The sequence below is a fragment of the Cupriavidus sp. U2 genome (genome assembly GCF_009663685.2).
Lineage (GTDB): Bacteria > Pseudomonadota > Gammaproteobacteria > Burkholderiales > Burkholderiaceae > Cupriavidus > Cupriavidus necator_C.
Genome location: NZ_RCOG02000004.1, coordinates 21,806 through 38,298, shown reverse-complemented (window position 1 = coordinate 38,298; position 16,493 = coordinate 21,806). Strand labels below are relative to the sequence as shown.

Sequence of the window (16,493 nt, the reverse complement as noted above, 5' to 3'; positions counted from 1 at the left end):
TCATCACGCCGCCACGGGCTGGCGCGCCCGCCGCAGCGTCACCACAAATTCCGCGCCGCCACCTTCGGCATTGCCGGCCACCAGCTGGCCGCCGAACTCGCGCACGATCGACGACGAGATGGCCAACCCGAGTCCCAGGCCCTGGCCGATTTCCTTGGTCGTGTAGAACGGCTCGAACAGGCGCGGCAACGCGTCCGGCGCAATGCCGGTGCCATTGTCGCGCACCGCGATACGTACCTGCTCCTCGGTGGCGGCGACGTCGATGTCCACCCGGCCATCGGGCCGGCCCACGGCGGTAATGGCGTCGAGCGCGTTGCCCACCAGGTTCAGCAGCACCTGTTCAAGCTTCAGCTCGTCGGCCCACACGGCCAGGTCGGCGGATTCGCCATCCAGCCCGCGTATGCGCAGCATCACCTGGCCCAGGCGCGGGGCGATCAACTGCAGCACATGGTCCAGCGCGGCACGCACCCGCACGGCATTGCGGCGCTGGCGCGCCTTGCCGGCAAACAGCTTGAGCTGGCCCGTGATCTTGCCCATGCGCTCGGTCAGGTCGGCGATGGCCGACAGGTTGCCCGTCGCGGCATCGAGCTGCCCACGCTCCAGCAGCACCCTGGTGTTGTCGGAGAACGTGCGCAGCGCCGCCAGCGGCTGGTTGAGTTCGTGCGTGATGCCCGCCGCCATCTGGCCCAGCGCGGCCAGCTTGCTGGCCTGCACCAGTTCGTCCTGGGTCGCGCGCAATTCGCCTTCGGCGCGCGTGCGCTCGGCCACCTCGCCTTCGAGCTGCTCGTTGATGGCCATCAGGTCGGCGGTACGGGCCTCGACGCGGCGTTCCAGTTCGTCGTAGGCCGCTTCCAGCAGGCGGCGGCTGTACAGCATGTCGCGCGCGCGCTGGCGGCGCTGGCGCAGGTTCACCAGCAGCAGGCAGATGCACGCGTACGCCAGCGCGGCGCCGATGGTTGCGCTGCGGGCATTGGCCAGCACCGGGTCCAGCGGCGCCATGACCTGCATGTTCCATCCGGCCGGGCCCACCGCGCGGTTGATTTCAAGGTAGCGGTCGCCCCCGGTGTCGGCCAGGCCGAAGCCCAGGCCCGCACCCTCCCCGCCATCGGACGCGCCCTCGCCATCGCGCCGGCCGGTCGGGCCTACCCGCACCAGGCGCTGGCCATCGGACAGCGTGTTGTCGGCCAGCCAGCGCATGACGGGCGACGTCAGCGACTGCATCGGCAGCGGCGTGACGTCCACATCGTGGTACTGCCGCGTGCGATGCAGTTCGGCCTGCAGCGCCGGCGGCAGCGGGCGCAGCGTGCGGTACTGCCAGCCGGGCACCGACGACAGGAAGATCACGCCGTGGTCGTCGGACACCATCAGCGGCTCGCCCCGGCCCGAGCCGGCGCGCTGGAACCATTCCAGGTTCAGCTTGACCACCGTCACGCCGATCACCTTGCCGCCGGACTCGATCGGCTGGGCGATGTAGTAGCCCGGTTCGTCGCTGGTGACGCCGATGGCGTAGAAGCGGCCCACCTCGCCGCGCGAGGCCATCTGGAAATACGGACGGAAGCGATAGTCGGTGCCGACAAAGCTGCCCGGCTCGCCATGGTTGCTGGCGGCCAGCGCCAGGCCGTTCGCGGCGATCACGTAGGTGGCCGATGCCCGGGCGCGCCGGTTGACCTCCACCAGGTAGTCATTGACGGCCGCGATGCGTGCCGGGTCTTGCGGCGAGGCCAGCAGCGCACGCACGGACGGGTGCAGCGACACCAGCGCAGGCAGGAATTCGTAGCGGTCGAGCGTGGATTCGAGAGTGCCCGCGTACCGGTCGGCACGCATGGCCGTGGACTGCTGCAATGCGACGATGCCGCGCTGCACCGACAGCAGCCAGGTCAGCGTGCACAGCACCAGCAGGCCGGCCAGCAGCGCAACGGCAAAGCCCCACCAGCGCGAACTGTGCTCCGGCGCGTGCACGGAGTCAGGCGGTGCGGGGTCATGCACGGCAAGGAAGTCGTCGGAATGGGGCATCGGCGCGGGCGAAAGCTCTCGCACCGATGATACCCGCTGGCCGCCCTGAGGCGCTCCCGAGCCAGCGGAGGGATGCTGCGGGGTGCCCGCGACGCCGTTCAGCGGGTCGGCGGGCACCTGGCCAGACATGTCAGGCGCTGGCGTCGGCGAGTTCGACGTTGTCATCGCCACCACCGCGCAGCACGCGGTTCAGGCGGGCGCGGTCAAGCTCGCGTTCCCAGGCCGACACCACCACGGTGGCCACGCCATTGCCGATGATGTTGGTCAGCGCGCGGCATTCGCTCATGAACCGGTCGATGCCCAGGATCAGCACCATGCCGGCCACCGGGATGGTCGGCACCACGGCCAGCGTGGCCGCCAGCGTGATGAAACCCGAACCGGTCACGCCGCTGGCGCCCTTGGACGTCACCATTGCCACGGCCAGGATGGTCAGCTGCTGCATCAGGGTCAGCTCGATGTTCGTCGCCTGGGCGATGAAGATCACGGCCATCGTCATGTAGATGTTGGTGCCGTCCAGGTTGAACGAGTAACCGGTAGGCACCACCAGGCCGACCACCGACTTCGAGCAGCCCAGCTTTTCCATCTTCTCCATCAGGTGCGGCAGCGCGGCCTCCGACGAGCTGGTACCCAGCACGATCAGCAGCTCTTCCTTGATGTACGCGACGAAGCGGATGATCGAGAAGCCGGTCAGGCGCGCCACGGTGCCCAGCACCACCAGCACGAACACGATGGCGGTGAAGTAGAACGTGCCGATCAGCTTCAGCAGCGGGATCAGCGAACCCAGGCCGTACTTGCCGATCGTGAAGGCCATGGCGCCGAACGCGCCGATCGGGGCCACCTTGGTGATCACGTGCACGATGTGGAAGAACACCTTCGACACCTGGTCGACCATGTCGTGGATGATCTGCGCGCGGTCGCCGATGATGGCCAGGGCCGAGCCGAAGAACAGCGAGACCAGCAGGATCTGCAGGATGTCGCCATTGGCGAACGCGCTGAAGATCGTGTCCGGGATGATGTGCATGAAGAACTCGACCGTGCTCTGGCCGTGGGCCTTCGACACGTACTGCGAGATCGTCTTGGTGTCCAGCGTGGCCGGATCGATGTTGAAGCCCACGCCGGGCTTCAGCACGTGCGATGCGATCAGGCCGATCAGCAGCGCGAACGTGGACACGATCTCGAAGTACAGCAGCGCCTTGCCGCCCACGCGGCCCACCTTCTTCATGTCGCGCATGCCGGCAATGCCGGACACCACGGTACAGAAGATGATCGGCCCGATGATCATCTTGATCAGCTTGATGAACGCGTCACCCAGCGATTTCATTTCCACGCCGGTGGCCGGCGCGAAATGTCCCAGCAGGATGCCCACGGCAATCGCGAACAGGACCTGCACGTACAGGATCTTGTAAAAGGGTTTCCTCATGATGTCGTCCTCGGTGTTTTGACCGGTGCCGGGCGCTCGGAAGGCGCCCACGTTGCACGCCTGGCCCGCGATGAGCGGGCGGCGCGTCTGGAAGTAACTATTTGCAACAGCCGTGCCACGCACGCCGGTGCCGCCAAGTCCTTGATTTGCAAGGGAAGACATCCGTACCGGCGGGCGGATCGATCCGGGAGTCCGGAAATCCGGAATCGGCGCCTCCGGGAATTCGGACGGCTACCGGCCGATTTCGGCCCACAAAGTGGCGCGTCAGGCACGCGAGAGGCGGTCTCTGGCCGCCGGAGCCCTCGCCGGGCGGCCACGCGCATCGCGATTTCCGGCATTCCGGGCAGCGCCGCCGCGCGGAACGGCGCGCGCGACCACGTATAATTCCGAGCTTCCTCGATTCATGCCGCGCCAGGCGCCCGCGTTACCGCGGTCCGGCGCCACGCAGTCCAGTTCGCCGCCATGAGCAGCTACTACAAGCACCACGTTTTCTTCTGCCTGAACCAGCGCGACGACGGCAAGGCCTGCTGTGCCGACCATAATGCCAAGGCCATGCAGGAATACGCCAAGAAGCGCTGCAAGGAACTGGGCATCGCCGGCGCCGAAGGCCGCGTGCGCATCAACAAGGCCGGCTGCCTGAACCGGTGTGAACTTGGTCCTGTGCTGGTGGTCTACCCCGAGGCAGTCTGGTACACCTTCGTCGACGAGCAGGACATCGACGAGATCATCGACAGCCATCTGATTCACGGCAAGCCCGTCGAACGCCTGATGGTCGATCGCTGATCCGGTACCCGCCGCGCCGCGCCGGGCCGCCTGCCCGGTTTTTTGTTGTGCTGCTTTTGTCGTGCCGCTTTTGTCGTGCTGTTGTTGTCGCCGAACCTTCCTGCCCCCTCGCCATGAACGCGCATACCCAGGTCACCACCATCGCCGGCCCCGTCGGCGCCATCGACATCTCGATCGATCTGCCGCAGAACGAGCCGGTGCGTGGCCTGGCGCTGGTGGCGCATCCGCACCCGCTGTTCGCCGGCACCAAGGACAACAAGGTGGCGCAGACGCTGGCACGCACGTTCGTGGCGCTGGGCTATGCCACGGTGCGGCCGAACTTTCGCGGCGTGGGCGGCACGGCCGGGGAGCATGACCAGGGCATCGGCGAGCAGGACGACCTGCTGGCCGTGATCGACTGGATGCGCACCCAGACCGCGTGGTCGCCGGACGTGGCCGCGCTGCCGCTGGCGCTGGGCGGCTTCTCGTTCGGCAGCTTCGTGCAGACGCACGTGGCACGCCGCCTGGCCGAAGCGGGCACGCCGGCGCAGCGGCTGGTGCTGGTGGGCACGGCCACCAGCCGCTGGGACGTGGCCACCGTGCCGGCCGACACCATCGTGATCCACGGCGAACAGGACGACACCGTGCCGCTGGCCAGCGTGCTCGACTGGGCCCGTCCGCAGGAACTGCCGGTCATCGTCATTCCCGGCGCCGACCACTTTTTTCACCGCAAGCTGCACCTGATCAAGCAGCTTGTCGTCAACGCGTGGGAACGGTGAACCGTCCCGCCCGCGCCATCCCTTTATCGTTGGAACACTACCCATGCTGAACAGAGCCACGCCGCATTTCGCATCCGCCCTTGCTCCCGTTGCCGTCGCCGCGACGCTTGCCACCGTGCTTGCCGCCGCCCCCGCCGCCGTCCTGGCGCAGGGCGTGCCGATGCCGCAGGTGGCCGCCAAGTCGTGGATGCTGTACGACGTGACCAGCGGCCAGGCCCTGGCGTCGCAGAATGCCGACCTGCGCATCGAGCCCGCGTCGCTGACCAAGCTGATGACCGCCTACCTGGTGTTCGAGGCGCTCAAGGAAAAGCGCCTGACGCTGGACCAGACCGTCACACCGACCGAGATCGTGCGCAAGGTCAAAAGCGATGAGTCGCGCATGTTCATCGAGGCCGGCAAGCCGGTCAGCGTGAACGACCTGCTGATGGGCCTGATCGTGCAGTCGGGCAACGACGCGTCGCTGGCGCTGGCCGAGGCCGTGGGCGGCTCGGAAGAAGGTTTCGTGGCGATGATGAACCGCGAAGCGCAGCGCATGGGCATGAAGGGCACGCACTTCACGAACACCGACGGGGTGCCCGATCCGAACCACTACACCACGGCGGTCGACCTGGCCACGCTGTCCACGCGCCTGATCAAGGACTTCCCCGAGTACTACGGAATGTACTCGCAGAAGGAGTTCACCTATAACAAGATCAGGCAGCCCAACCGCAACCGCCTGCTGTACATCGACCCGACCGTGGACGGTCTGAAGACGGGGCACACCAAGTCCGCCGGCTACTGCCTGATCTCGTCGGCCCAGCGCCCGCTGGCCAATGTGCCGAATGGCACGCGCCGGCTGGTGTCGATCGTGATCGGCACGGCCACCGAGCAGATCCGCACCCAGGAAAGCCTGAAGATCCTGAACTACGGCTTCCAGTTCTTCGACACGCTGCGCCTGTACGACAAGGGTCAGGTGCTGGCCACGCCCGACATCTACAAGGGCCGTGCCAGCACGGTCAAGATCGGTGTGGCCAACGAGACGTTCGTGACGGTGCCCAAGGGCACGGGCGGCCGCCTGAAGCCGGTGCTGGAGCGCCAGGAACTGCTGATCGCCCCGATCGCGGCGGGCCAGCAGGTGGGCACGGTCAAGCTGATGGACGGCACCAACAAGGTGGGCGAATTCCCGGTGGTGGCACTGGAGGAAGTGCCCGAGGCAGGCTTCTTCGGCCGGCTGTGGGATACGATCCGCCTCTGGTTCAAGCGCAAGTAAGCGCAAGCAGGCGCAATGAAGCGCGCACAAGGTTACGCAAGATGACGACAGATTCCAGCAACGGTCCGCTGATCCCGGGTGACATCCCGCCCGAGCAGTCGCTGATCGAATACCCGAGCGAATTTCCGATCAAGGTCATGGGCGCCATGCAGGACGGCTTTGCCGAGGCCATCGTGACGCTGATCCAGGAATTCGACCCGAACTTCCACGCCGGCAAGATGGAGATGCGTCCGTCGCGCAATGGCAATTACCTGGGGCTGACCGTGACCGTGTACGTCACGAGCCGCGAGCATCTGGACAGCGTGTACCGTGCGCTGACGTCGCACCCGATGGTCAAGGTGGTGCTGTAACCACATGAACGTCATCACCCTGAAGCCCGGCAAGGAAAAATCCCTGCTGCGGCGCCACCCGTGGGTCTACGCCACGGGCATCGCCTCCACCGAAGGCCGCTGCGAGGCCGGCTCGACCGTGGTCATCCGCAGCGCGGACGGCCGCTTCCTGGCGCGCGGCGCCTACAGCCCCGAATCGCAGATCCGGGTGCGCGTATGGACATTCGACGAAAACGAGCCGGTCGACCACGCCATGTTCAAGCGCCGCGTGTCGGCCGCGCTGGCCCATCGTCAGCGTTGGGTCAGCGACACCAGCGCGGTACGCCTGATCTTCGGCGAATCCGACCGCCTGCCGGGTCTGATCGTCGACTACTACGGCCAGGGCGAGACCGGCCAGCTGGTCTGCCAGTTCAACGCCGCGGGCGTGGAGCAATGGAAGGACGCGCTGGTCCAGGCGCTCATCAAGGAAACCGGCTGCCCGAACGTCTATGAACGCTCCGACGCGGCCGTGCGCCAGCGCGAAGGGCTGGAACTGGTCACTGGCGTGCTGGCCGGTGCCGAGCCCGATCCGCAGCTGTCGGTGACCGAACACGGCGTGCGCTACTACGTGGACGTGCGCAACGGCCACAAGACCGGCTTCTACGTCGATCAGCGCGACAACCGCAAGCTCGTGGGCGACCTGGCCGAGGGCCGCGACGTGCTGAACTGCTTCTGCTACACGGGCGGCTTCTCGCTGGCCGCGCTGCGTGGCGGTGCGAAGTCGGTGACGTCGATCGATTCGTCGGGCGAGGCGCTCAAGATCGCGGCCAGCAACGTGACGCTGAACGGCTTCGACGCCGGGCGCGCCACCTGGCTCGATGCCGACGTGTTCAAGATGCTGCGCGAGTTCCGCGCCGAAGGCCGCCAGTTCGACCTGATCGTGCTGGACCCGCCCAAGTTCGCGCCGTCGGCCCAGCACATCGACCGTGCCGCGCGCGCCTACAAGGAAATCAACCTGGTCGGCATGCAGCTGCTGCGGCCGGGCGGCCTGCTGTTCACGTACTCGTGCTCGGGTGCCATCAGCATGGAGCTGTTCCAGAAGATCGTGGCCGGCGCCGCCACCGATGCCCGCGCCGACGCCCGCATCCTGCGCCGCCTGTCGGCCGGCACCGATCACCCGATGTCGGCGGCCTTCCCCGAAGGCGAATACCTGAAGGGTCTGCTGCTGGAGAAGATCTAGTCAGGGCCGGGAAACGCGTCCGGTTACGGGTTTTCCGGAATTGCCTCGGAACTGTCTTCCGGTGGTCATATTCACCCTCTAAGATTCGTCTCACGGTAAGGCATTGGCAGGTGTCTGACCGTCTCTTCTTATCAGTCTTCGTGGTAATCGCCCCGCTAACCCAGCGGGGCTTTTTTTGCCCGTCGCCCTTCTTTCTCCCCTCTCCCGCTGCACGGGAGAGGGAGCGCATAGCTGCCGGCATCGCATAGACTGGAGCCTCTACCCCGACTCCGCGCCCCGCGAAACTCCCTATAATCGAACGACCGTGCATTTCGCACCGCTTGTCCGCGTCATTTCATCAGACGGATTCGAGGAGACACCATGCCTGCCGCCAAACACATTCCGCCAGCCCTGCAGAACCTGGCCCTGCCCGTCATCGCGTCGCCAATGTTCATCGTCAGCTATCCCGAACTGGTGCTGGCCCAGTGCAAGGCCGGCATCGTCGGATCGTTTCCGGCGCTCAACGCGCGCCCGGCCGAGTTGCTCGACGAATGGCTGACGCAGATCCAGGAAGAACTGGCGGCATTCCGGGCGGCCAATCCCGGCAAGCCCGTCGGCCCGCTGGCCGTGAACCAGATCGTGCACGCGTCCAACGCGCGGCTGGAACATGACGTGAAGGTGTGCGTGGAGCACAAGGTGCCGATCTTCATCACGTCGCTGCGGGCGCCGCCCAAGGAAATGATCGACGCCGTGCACAGCTACGGCGGCATCGTGCTGCACGACGTCATCAATATCCGCCACGCCGAAAAGGCCATCGAGGCCGGCGTGGACGGGCTGATCCTGGTCGCGGCCGGCGCCGGCGGCCATGCCGGTACGCTGTCGCCATTCGCGCTGGTCGGCGAAGTGCGCAAGATCTTCGACGGTCCGATCGCGCTGTCCGGATCGATTGCCACCGGCGATGCGGTGCTGGCCGCCCAGGCCATGGGCGCGGACTTCGCCTACGTGGGCACGCGCTTCATCGCGTCGCAGGAAGGCCATGCCAGCGCCGAGTACAAGCAGTCGATCACCAGTTCGGCCGCTTCGGACATCATCTACACGAACCTGTTCACGGGCGTGCACGGCAACTACATCCGCGAAAGCATCGTCAACTCGGGCCTGGACCCCGAAGACCTGCCCGTGGCCGACAAGAGCAAGATGGATTTTTCGAGCGGCAGCTCGAAGGCCAAGGCCTGGAAGGACATCTGGGGCGCCGGCCAGGGCGTGGGCCAGATCCACGACATTCCCACCGCCGGCGAGATCGTGGCGCGCATGAAGGCCGAGTACGATGCGGCGCGCGCCCGGCTGGGGCTGGTAGCATAAGGGCGTTTTGGCGCCCCTTTTCCTGAACCGTTGCCCTCTTCCGACCCCGAAACACCGACCGGCCCCGCCGACCTGCCCGGCACGCTCACGCACCGGGAGCGCGTGATCCGCGCATTCTGGGTCACGCTGGGCGTCATCAGCCTGGTGCTCGGCTTTATCGGCATCTTCCTGCCGCTGCTGCCGACCACGCCGTTCGTGCTGCTGGCGGCGGCGTGCTTTGCGCGCGGGTCGGAAAAATTCCACAACTGGCTGATCACGCACGAGCGATTCGGGCCGCTGGTGCGTGACTGGCAGGCCCATCGCAGCATACCGTTCCGTGCCAAGTGCCTGGCGCTGTCGATGATGTGGACGTCGATGAGCATCACGGCCTGGCTGCTGCGCGCACGGCCCGTGTCGTCGCTCACGCTGATCGCCATCGGCATCGCCGTGACGGTCTGGATGGTACGGCTGCCCACACGGCCGCGCGGCGGCTATCCCGAGGCCAGCGACGGCCCTTCGTCGCAAGCGTAGGGCCGCCGTCGGCCTTGCCCCACGGTAATCAGTCGTAGCTGCGCGCGTCCTCGATCGATTTGCCGTCCTGCGGCAGCGACCCCGGCGGGACGAAGCGCACGTCTCCCCGCAGCCGCATTACCTCGCGCATCGAGTCGGCCACGGCAAGCGCCAGGCCCTCGTCAATGCGCGTGGCATCGCAATGGAGCGTCATCACGTCGGCGCCAATCGTGCCGGTTACCACCAGCCGCGCCGCGCGGATTTCGGGGTGGCGCCGCACCACTTCGGCCACCTGCCCCGGATGCACGAACATGCCCTTGACCTTGGTGGTCTGGTCGGCGCGCCCCAGCCAGCCCCTCAGCCGGATATTGGTCCGCCCGCACGGGCTGGCGCGGTGCGACGATTCGGCCACGATGGCCGACAGATCGCCGGTGCCGAAACGGATCAGCGGGTAGTCGCTGTTGCCCAGCACGGTGACCACCACCTCGCCCACCTCGCCCTCGGGCATCGGCTTCGTGCCGCCCGGCTCGACAATCTCGACCAGTACGCCCTCGTCCACCACCCAGCCGTCGCCGCCGTCGGTCTCGAAGGCGATCAGTCCGACATCGGCCGTGCCGTACATCTGGCGCGCCGTGACGCCGTGGTCCTGCAGCCAGCCCCGCAGCGCGGGCGGGCAGGCCTCGCCCGACACCAGTGCCTTGGACAGGCTGGCGCACGGCAGCCCCATCTCGTCACCTTTCTCGATCAGCAGCTTCAGGAACGAGGGCGTGCCCGCGTAGGCGGTGGGCTGCAGGCTTGCCAGCGCCTGCACCTGCGATTCGGTCTGGCCGACGCCCGCCGGGAACACGCAGCACCCCAGCTTGTGGGCGCCCGATTCCATCATCATCCCGGCCGGCGTGAAGTGATACGAAAACGTGTTGTAGACCAGCTCGCCGGACCGGAAGCCGGCCGCGAACATCGCGCGCGCCGTGCGCCACCAGTCGGCGGCAAAGCCATCGGGCTCGTGGATCGGCCCCGGCGACTGGAACACATGGCGCAGGCCACCCAGCGCCGTGGCATTGAGCCCGCCCAGCGGCGGCACCACGCGCTGGCGCGCACTCAGTTCGGACTTGCGCGTGACCGGCAGCAGCGCCAGCGCATCGCGCGAGGTGATCTCGCGTGCCTCGAAGTCGCACAGGATTTCGGCAAAATACGGTGCATGTGCCTGCGCATGCGCGACCTGGCGCGCCACGGCGGCAAGCAGCGCGGCCTCGCGCTCCGCAGGCGCGCGCGTCTCCAGCGAATCGAAGTATTCAGCCATATCGGTGTCCAGGGGAGATTCAGGCCAGCCAGCGTTTGCGGCGGCGATAGCTTTTCACGTCGCGGAACGATTTGCGCGCGCCGCCTTCGGGGTCGTTGGCGGCCACGCCCAGGTAGAACTCCTTGACGTCCTCGTTCGTGCGCAGCGATTCGGCTTCGCCGTCCATCACCACGCGGCCGTTTTCGAGGATGTAGCCGTAGTCGGCATAGCGCAGCGCCACCATCGTGTTCTGCTCGGCCAGCAGGAAGCTCACGCGCTCGCGCGAGTTCAGGTCGCGCACGATCTCGAAGATCTCCTCCACGATCTGCGGCGCCAGGCCCATCGACGGCTCGTCGAGCAGGATCATCGACGGCTTGGCCATCATGGCCCGCCCAATCGCGCACATCTGCTGCTCGCCCCCCGAGGTATAGCCAGCCTGCGACTTGCGGCGCGTCTTCAGGCGCGGAAAGTAGTCGTAGATCTTCTCCAGCGCGTCGCGCGTCTCGCCACGCGACAGGCCGCGCGTATAGGCCCCGGTCAGCAGGTTTTCCTCGATGGTCAGGTGCGCGAAGCAGTGGCGGCCTTCCATCACCTGGATCACGCCGCGCTTGACCAGGTCGTTGGGCGTGAGCTGGTCCACGCGCTGGCCGCGGTACTCGATCGATCCCTTGGTGACATCGCCGCGCTCGGCATGCAGCAGGTTCGAGATGGCCTTGAGCGTGGTGGTCTTGCCCGCGCCGTTGGCGCCCAGCAGCGCCACGATGCGGCCCTCTGGCACATCGAGCGACACGCCCTTGAGCACCAGGATCACGTGGTCGTAGATGACTTCGATGTTGTTGACGGATAGAAGGGTCATGTCTCGTCCCTGTACTGTTTTTCCCCCTCTCCCGCGCAGCGGGAGAGGGGAGAAAACCGATGGTGCTTCAGATGCTGCTGATTCCACTCCCCTCTCCCACTTGTGGGAGAGGGGTTGGGGGAGAGGGCCCGGCGCATCAAGACTCGGCACGTCGCAATTTGAGCCTCAATGCCCTCTCCCCCGGCCCCTCTCCCGCGCGGCGGGAGAGGGGAGAAAACCGAAGGTGCTTCAGATGCTGCTGATCCATTCCCTCCTCCCGCTTTGCGGGAGAGGCGAGAAAACCGTCGGCAAGCCGACACTACGACTTCATGCAGGCCGGCGTGATGCCCTTCTCCTTCGCGTACTGCGCGGCCGTGGCCTTGAACAGCGGGTGGATCAGGTTCTTGTTGCCTTCGATCCAGTCCGACACCACCACCCACTTGGTGCCGTCCCACTGCTGGATCTTCACCTTGCCCGATCCCTCGTGGTTATCGCAGCTGGTCTTGATCTCGGGCAGCAGGCCTGTGGCGCCCAGTTGCTGCAGGCGCGCGCTGGTCAGGTTCAGATTCTCGAAGGCCCAGCGCATCTCGTCGCCGGTCATGACCTTGCCCTTGCCGAACTTGGCCTGCGCCACGCGGATCGCCTCCACCGTCACCACCGCCGCCGACACGCCGCGGTTATAGAGCACCGAGCCCACCTTGTTGCGGTCCTGCATGTTGCCCTTGTTGGCGCCGTAGACCACCTTCTCGATATCGGCGATCAGCGGCACGCTCTTGCCGGCCACATTCCATGTGGCGCTCATGTAGCCCTTGGCAGCGTCGCCGGCCGGCGTGGTGTCTTCCTCGGAGCCGGCCCACCACGACCCGATCATCTTTTCCCGGGGGTAGCCCACCTTCTGGGCCGCCTTCAGCGCGGTCTGGTTCATCACGCCCCAGCCCCAGAAGATCACGTAGTCGGGATTTTCCTGACGGATCTTCAGCCACTGCGCACCCTGCTCGTTGCCCGGGTGCGCCACCGGAATCTCCACCAGGTTGAACTTGCCGAGCCGGGCCTCGGCCTCCAGCGCGACGATCGGTTCCTTGCCGTAGGCCGAGTCGTGATACAGGTAGACGATCTTCTTGCCAGCCAGCGACCCGCCGTTCTTCGACGCCAGATACTTGACGATGGCCGACACCTGCATCTGGTACGTGGTGACCAGCGGGAACGCGTACGGGAACACCGAGCCATCGACGGCATCGGTGCGGCCGTAGCCCATCATCACCAGCGGCACCTTGTCGGCGGCGGTCTTGTCGACCAGCGCGTACGAAATGCCGGTAGACATCGTGTGGTACGCAGTGCCCTTGCTCTGGCCGTTCTTGGCCTTCAGGCGCTCGTAGCACTCCACGCCCTTGGCGTTGTTGTACTCGGTCTCGCACTCTTCCCACGACAGCTTCACGCCATTGACGCCCCCCTCCTTGAGGTTGACGTAGTTCAGGTAATCGACAAATCCGCCGTAGAACGATTGCCCGTTCGAGCCATACGGGCCGACGCGGTAGCTGGGCAGCGCCACGAACTGGTCATTGGCCTGGGCCAGTGCCGGCAGGGCCGGCGCCAGCAGCGCAGCCGCGACGCTGACCACCAGGGCGGCGCGCTGCACATTGCGGAATACGGTTGTCATCACAGTCTCCTTCACCTCGAACGGGCGTTGTTATGGGAACGACTAATGCGGGAATGGCCAGAGGCGGAGCTTCTCCTTGGCAATCTGCCAGAGCCGGGCCAGGCCATGTGGCTCGACGATCAGGAAGAAGATGATCAGCGCGCCGAATACCATGAGCTGGATATGCGACACCGTGGCGTTGGTGAACGGCAGGTGCAGCAGCGCGGCCAGCGTCGGCAGCACGTTATCGAGAAAGATCGGCAGCAGCAGGATGAATGCCGCGCCCAGGAACGACCCCAGGATGCTGCCCACCCCGCCGATGATGATCATGAACAGGATGCGGAACGACAGGTCCAGCGAGAAGCCGTCCGGCTCCACCGATCCCAGGTAGCAGAACGCGTACAGTGCCCCGGCCACGCCGCAGTAGAACGAGCTGACGGCGAAGGCCAGCAGCTTGGTGCGCATCAACGGGATGCCGATGACCTCGGCGGCCACGTCCATGTCGCGCACGGCCATCCAGGCGCGGCCCGTGGCCGAGCGCACCAGGTTCTTGGCCAGCAGCGCCAGCACCGTGACGATGGCCAGCACGAACAGATACTTCCTGATCGGGGTATCGATCGCCACGCCGAACAGGTCCAGCCGCTGCGCCGTGATCACGCCCGACGAGCTGTTGTTCGAGAACCAGGGAAACTTGGTCAGCGCCCACACCACGAAGAACTGCGCGGCCAGCGTGGCCACGGCCAGGTAGAAGCCCTTGATCCGCAGCGACGGCAGCCCGAATGCCACCCCCACCAGCGCCGACGACAGTCCGGCCAGGATGAACGTCAGCACCACCGGAATGCCTTCGATCCGCAGCTGGAAGTTGTAGGCGGCATAGGCCCCCACGGCCATGAAGGCCGCCGTGCCCAGCGACAGCTGTCCGGCATAGCCGGTCAGGATGTTCAGGCCCAGCGCCGCCAGCGAGAAGATCAGGAACGGCGTCAGGATGGCGTTGAACCAGTATTCGCTGCCCGCGAACGGGATGACCACGAACGCCACCACCATCAGCAAAGCAAAGAAAATACGATCTTGCCGGATCGGGAAGATCTGGCTGTCGGCGACGTAGCTGGTCTTGAACTGTCCGGATTCGCGGTAGAGCATGAAATTCTCCGATCTCGGCATGCGTGACGGCAACGCGGATGCTTTGGCTTCCGGCCGTCGCGGCGCGACTTCAATTTGCTACGCAGAGCCGGCCTTCGCCGGCAACACATGGCCCGCTATACGCGGTCGATGTGTTTTTCCCCGAACAGCCCCTCTGGCCGCACGAGCAGGAACAGCAACGCAAACACATACGGGAACCAGCCTTCGATCCCGCCGAAGTTGCCCCCGAACGCCGACTGGAACACGGGCGGGATATAGATCTCGGCCAGTTTTTCCGATGCGCCGATGATCAGCCCGCCGACGATGGCGCCCGGCACCGACGTAAAGCCGCCCAGGATCAGCACCGGCAGCGCCTTGAGCGCGGTCAGCGTCAGCGCGAACTGCACCCCGTTGCGCGATCCCCACAGCATGCCCGCCACCAGCGCGACAAAGCCGGCCACGCCCCAGACGATGGCCCAGATGTTCTGCAGCGGAATGCCCAGCGACAGCGCCGCCTGGTGATCGTCGGCCACCGCGCGCAGCGCGCGGCCCACCTTGGTGTACTGGAAGAACAGCGCCAGCACCGCCACCAGCACGGCGGCAATCAGCGCGGCGGCCAGGTCGAACTTCGACACCACGATATTGAAGTGGGTCAGGATCGATTCGATGGGCTCATCGACGATACCCAGCTGGATCGGCCGCACCTCGTTGCCGAACAGCAGCGGTCCCAGGCCTTCCAGAAAAAACGACAGGCCGATGGTGGCCATGAACAGCGTGATCGGCGGCTGGTTCACCAGCTTGCGCAGCACCAGCCGCTCGGTGCTCATGCCGACCACGATCATGACGATAAAGGCGCCGATCACGGCCGCCCACATCGGCAGGCCCTTGTCCATCAGCCCCACCACCGCCAGCGCGGCAAAGTACACCATCGCCCCCTGCGCGAAGTTGAACACGCCCGACGCCTTGTAGATCAGCACGAAGCCCAGCGCCACCAGCGAGTACATCAGCCCCGAGAGCAGCCCGCCGATCAGGATTTCGAAGAAGAATGTCATCGTAGTTTCCTGATTTCTTCAGTGGGAAGTACCCAGGTAGGCCTTGATCACGTCGGGGTTGGCCTTGACCTCGGCCGGCGTGCCGTCGCCGATCTTCTTGCCGTAGTCGAGCACCACCACGCGGTCGGAGATATCCATGACCACGCCCATGTCGTGCTCGATCAGTACGATGGTGGTGCCGAACTGCTGGTTCACGTCCAGGATGAAGCGGCACATGTCCTGCTTCTCTTCCACGTTCATGCCGGCCATCGGCTCGTCCAGCAGCAGCATCGACGGTTCCGCCGCCAGCGCGCGCGCCAGCTCCACCCGCTTCTGCAGCCCGTACGGCAGGCGCCCCACCGGCGTCTTGCGGATGGCCTGGATTTCCAGGAAGTCGATCACTTCCTCGACCTTGCGGCGATGCCGCATTTCCTCGGCGCGCGCCGGGCCCCACCACAGCGCATGCGCCAGCAGGCCGGTGCGGAACTGTGTGTTGCGGCCCGTCATGATGTTGTCGAGCACCGTCATGCCCTTGAACAGCGCGATGTTCTGGAACGTGCGCGCGATGCCCTGGCGGGCGGCGGCCGTCGGATGCATCTTGCGGCGCTCCTGCCCCCGGAACACGATGCGGCCCTGCTGCGGGTGATACACGCCGTTGATCACGTTCAGCATCGAACTCTTGCCGGCGCCGTTCGGGCCGATGATGGCGCGGATCTCGTGCTCGCAGACATCGAACGAGATATCGGTCAGCGCCTTCACGCCGCCAAACGACAGCGAGATGTTCTGCAGGTCCAGAATCACGTCGCCGCGCGTGCTGGCGTGGGCCGGGGCGTCGGGCCGATGGGCGTCGCCGGTGCGCGGGCTGTCGCCGTGGAGCGTGTCCGCTTGGCCGGGCGGGGCGAGGGTGCCGGGCGACGCCATGGCGCCCGTGGCATCGACGCGGGTCATGCCGCCCTGCCACGCTGTCTGGGTTGCCGTCATCTGTGCGTCTCCCT

The 16,493-nt window shown here is 66.1% G+C and carries 15 protein-coding genes; 7 read left to right on the top strand and 8 right to left on the bottom strand.

What is annotated here, in order from left to right; genetic code table 11:
• Positions 1–3: 3 nt before the first annotated feature.
• Positions 4–2,013, bottom strand: a complete 2,010-nt coding sequence (locus D9X30_RS05235; RefSeq protein ID WP_153949079.1) for a sensor histidine kinase — start codon at positions 2,011–2,013, stop codon at positions 4–6.
• 130 nt (positions 2,014–2,143) lie between these two features.
• The gene (locus tag D9X30_RS05230; RefSeq protein ID WP_153949045.1) at positions 2,144–3,433 is read right to left on the bottom strand and encodes a dicarboxylate/amino acid:cation symporter; all 1,290 of its coding nucleotides are present in this window, start codon (positions 3,431–3,433) and stop codon (positions 2,144–2,146) included.
• Between the two features lie 462 nt (positions 3,434–3,895).
• Here D9X30_RS05230 and D9X30_RS05225 point away from each other — a divergent pair, with 462 nt between their 5' ends.
• From D9X30_RS05225 to D9X30_RS05195, 7 genes are all read left to right on the top strand, one after another.
• Entirely contained in the window at positions 3,896–4,216 is a 321-nt protein-coding gene (locus D9X30_RS05225; protein WP_092603084.1) for a (2Fe-2S) ferredoxin domain-containing protein, read from the top strand.
• A gap of 113 nt (positions 4,217–4,329) precedes the next feature.
• Positions 4,330–4,974 carry an alpha/beta hydrolase gene (locus D9X30_RS05220; protein WP_153949046.1) on the top strand — a complete coding sequence of 215 codons (645 nt, stop codon included), beginning with the start codon at positions 4,330–4,332 and terminating at the stop codon, positions 4,972–4,974.
• A 43-nt stretch (positions 4,975–5,017) separates the two neighbouring features.
• Positions 5,018–6,223 (top strand): D-alanyl-D-alanine carboxypeptidase family protein, encoded by a 1,206-nt coding sequence (locus D9X30_RS05215; protein ID WP_153949047.1) that lies wholly within the window; start codon positions 5,018–5,020, stop codon positions 6,221–6,223.
• A gap of 41 nt (positions 6,224–6,264) precedes the next feature.
• Positions 6,265–6,573, top strand: a complete 309-nt coding sequence (locus D9X30_RS05210) for a DUF493 family protein (RefSeq protein ID WP_092603078.1) — start codon at positions 6,265–6,267, stop codon at positions 6,571–6,573.
• Between the two features lie 4 nt (positions 6,574–6,577).
• The gene (locus D9X30_RS05205) at positions 6,578–7,771 is read left to right on the top strand and encodes a class I SAM-dependent rRNA methyltransferase (protein WP_153949048.1); all 1,194 of its coding nucleotides are present in this window, start codon (positions 6,578–6,580) and stop codon (positions 7,769–7,771) included.
• Positions 7,772–8,131: 360 nt separating this feature from the next.
• Positions 8,132–9,109 carry an NAD(P)H-dependent flavin oxidoreductase gene (locus D9X30_RS05200; protein WP_092603074.1) on the top strand — a complete coding sequence of 326 codons (978 nt, stop codon included), beginning with the start codon at positions 8,132–8,134 and terminating at the stop codon, positions 9,107–9,109.
• A gap of 30 nt (positions 9,110–9,139) precedes the next feature.
• Positions 9,140–9,619, top strand: coding sequence for a YbaN family protein (locus D9X30_RS05195; protein WP_228771005.1), 480 nt, complete (start codon positions 9,140–9,142; stop codon positions 9,617–9,619).
• Positions 9,620–9,647: 28 nt separating this feature from the next.
• On the opposite strand, the gene D9X30_RS05190 is transcribed toward D9X30_RS05195, so the two are convergent.
• From D9X30_RS05190 to D9X30_RS05165, 6 genes are all read right to left on the bottom strand, one after another.
• Complete coding sequence (locus D9X30_RS05190; protein ID WP_153949049.1) at positions 9,648–10,898, bottom strand: phenylacetate--CoA ligase family protein; 1,251 nt, start codon at positions 10,896–10,898, stop codon at positions 9,648–9,650.
• 19 nt (positions 10,899–10,917) lie between these two features.
• Positions 10,918–11,733 carry an ABC transporter ATP-binding protein gene (locus tag D9X30_RS05185; RefSeq protein ID WP_153949050.1) on the bottom strand — a complete coding sequence of 272 codons (816 nt, stop codon included), beginning with the start codon at positions 11,731–11,733 and terminating at the stop codon, positions 10,918–10,920.
• A gap of 298 nt (positions 11,734–12,031) precedes the next feature.
• A complete protein-coding gene (locus D9X30_RS05180) occupies positions 12,032–13,369 on the bottom strand; it encodes an ABC transporter substrate-binding protein (RefSeq protein ID WP_153949051.1) in 1,338 nt (445 codons plus the stop codon).
• A 42-nt stretch (positions 13,370–13,411) separates the two neighbouring features.
• Entirely contained in the window at positions 13,412–14,488 is a 1,077-nt protein-coding gene (locus D9X30_RS05175; RefSeq protein ID WP_153949052.1) for a branched-chain amino acid ABC transporter permease, read from the bottom strand.
• Positions 14,489–14,604: 116 nt separating this feature from the next.
• Positions 14,605–15,519: a branched-chain amino acid ABC transporter permease gene (locus D9X30_RS05170; RefSeq protein WP_092603043.1), complete on the bottom strand. Its 915-nt coding sequence runs from the start codon at positions 15,517–15,519 to the stop codon at positions 14,605–14,607.
• A gap of 18 nt (positions 15,520–15,537) precedes the next feature.
• The gene (locus tag D9X30_RS05165) at positions 15,538–16,479 is read right to left on the bottom strand and encodes an ABC transporter ATP-binding protein (RefSeq protein ID WP_153949053.1); all 942 of its coding nucleotides are present in this window, start codon (positions 16,477–16,479) and stop codon (positions 15,538–15,540) included.
• Positions 16,480–16,493 lie beyond the last annotated feature (14 nt).

Coding starts and splice junctions, on each gene's coding strand:
- D9X30_RS05235 (WP_153949079.1), bottom strand. CDS start 2,013: ATGCCCCATTCCGACGACTTCCTTGCCGTGCATGACCCCGCACCGCCT.
- D9X30_RS05230 (WP_153949045.1), bottom strand. CDS start 3,433: ATGAGGAAACCCTTTTACAAGATCCTGTACGTGCAGGTCCTGTTCGCG.
- D9X30_RS05225 (WP_092603084.1), top strand. CDS start 3,896: ATGAGCAGCTACTACAAGCACCACGTTTTCTTCTGCCTGAACCAGCGC.
- D9X30_RS05220 (WP_153949046.1), top strand. CDS start 4,330: ATGAACGCGCATACCCAGGTCACCACCATCGCCGGCCCCGTCGGCGCC.
- D9X30_RS05215 (WP_153949047.1), top strand. CDS start 5,018: ATGCTGAACAGAGCCACGCCGCATTTCGCATCCGCCCTTGCTCCCGTT.
- D9X30_RS05210 (WP_092603078.1), top strand. CDS start 6,265: ATGACGACAGATTCCAGCAACGGTCCGCTGATCCCGGGTGACATCCCG.
- D9X30_RS05205 (WP_153949048.1), top strand. CDS start 6,578: ATGAACGTCATCACCCTGAAGCCCGGCAAGGAAAAATCCCTGCTGCGG.
- D9X30_RS05200 (WP_092603074.1), top strand. CDS start 8,132: ATGCCTGCCGCCAAACACATTCCGCCAGCCCTGCAGAACCTGGCCCTG.
- D9X30_RS05190 (WP_153949049.1), bottom strand. CDS start 10,898: ATGGCTGAATACTTCGATTCGCTGGAGACGCGCGCGCCTGCGGAGCGC.
- D9X30_RS05185 (WP_153949050.1), bottom strand. CDS start 11,733: ATGACCCTTCTATCCGTCAACAACATCGAAGTCATCTACGACCACGTG.
- D9X30_RS05180 (WP_153949051.1), bottom strand. CDS start 13,369: ATGACAACCGTATTCCGCAATGTGCAGCGCGCCGCCCTGGTGGTCAGC.
- D9X30_RS05175 (WP_153949052.1), bottom strand. CDS start 14,488: ATGCTCTACCGCGAATCCGGACAGTTCAAGACCAGCTACGTCGCCGAC.
- D9X30_RS05170 (WP_092603043.1), bottom strand. CDS start 15,519: ATGACATTCTTCTTCGAAATCCTGATCGGCGGGCTGCTCTCGGGGCTG.
- D9X30_RS05165 (WP_153949053.1), bottom strand. CDS start 16,479: ATGACGGCAACCCAGACAGCGTGGCAGGGCGGCATGACCCGCGTCGAT.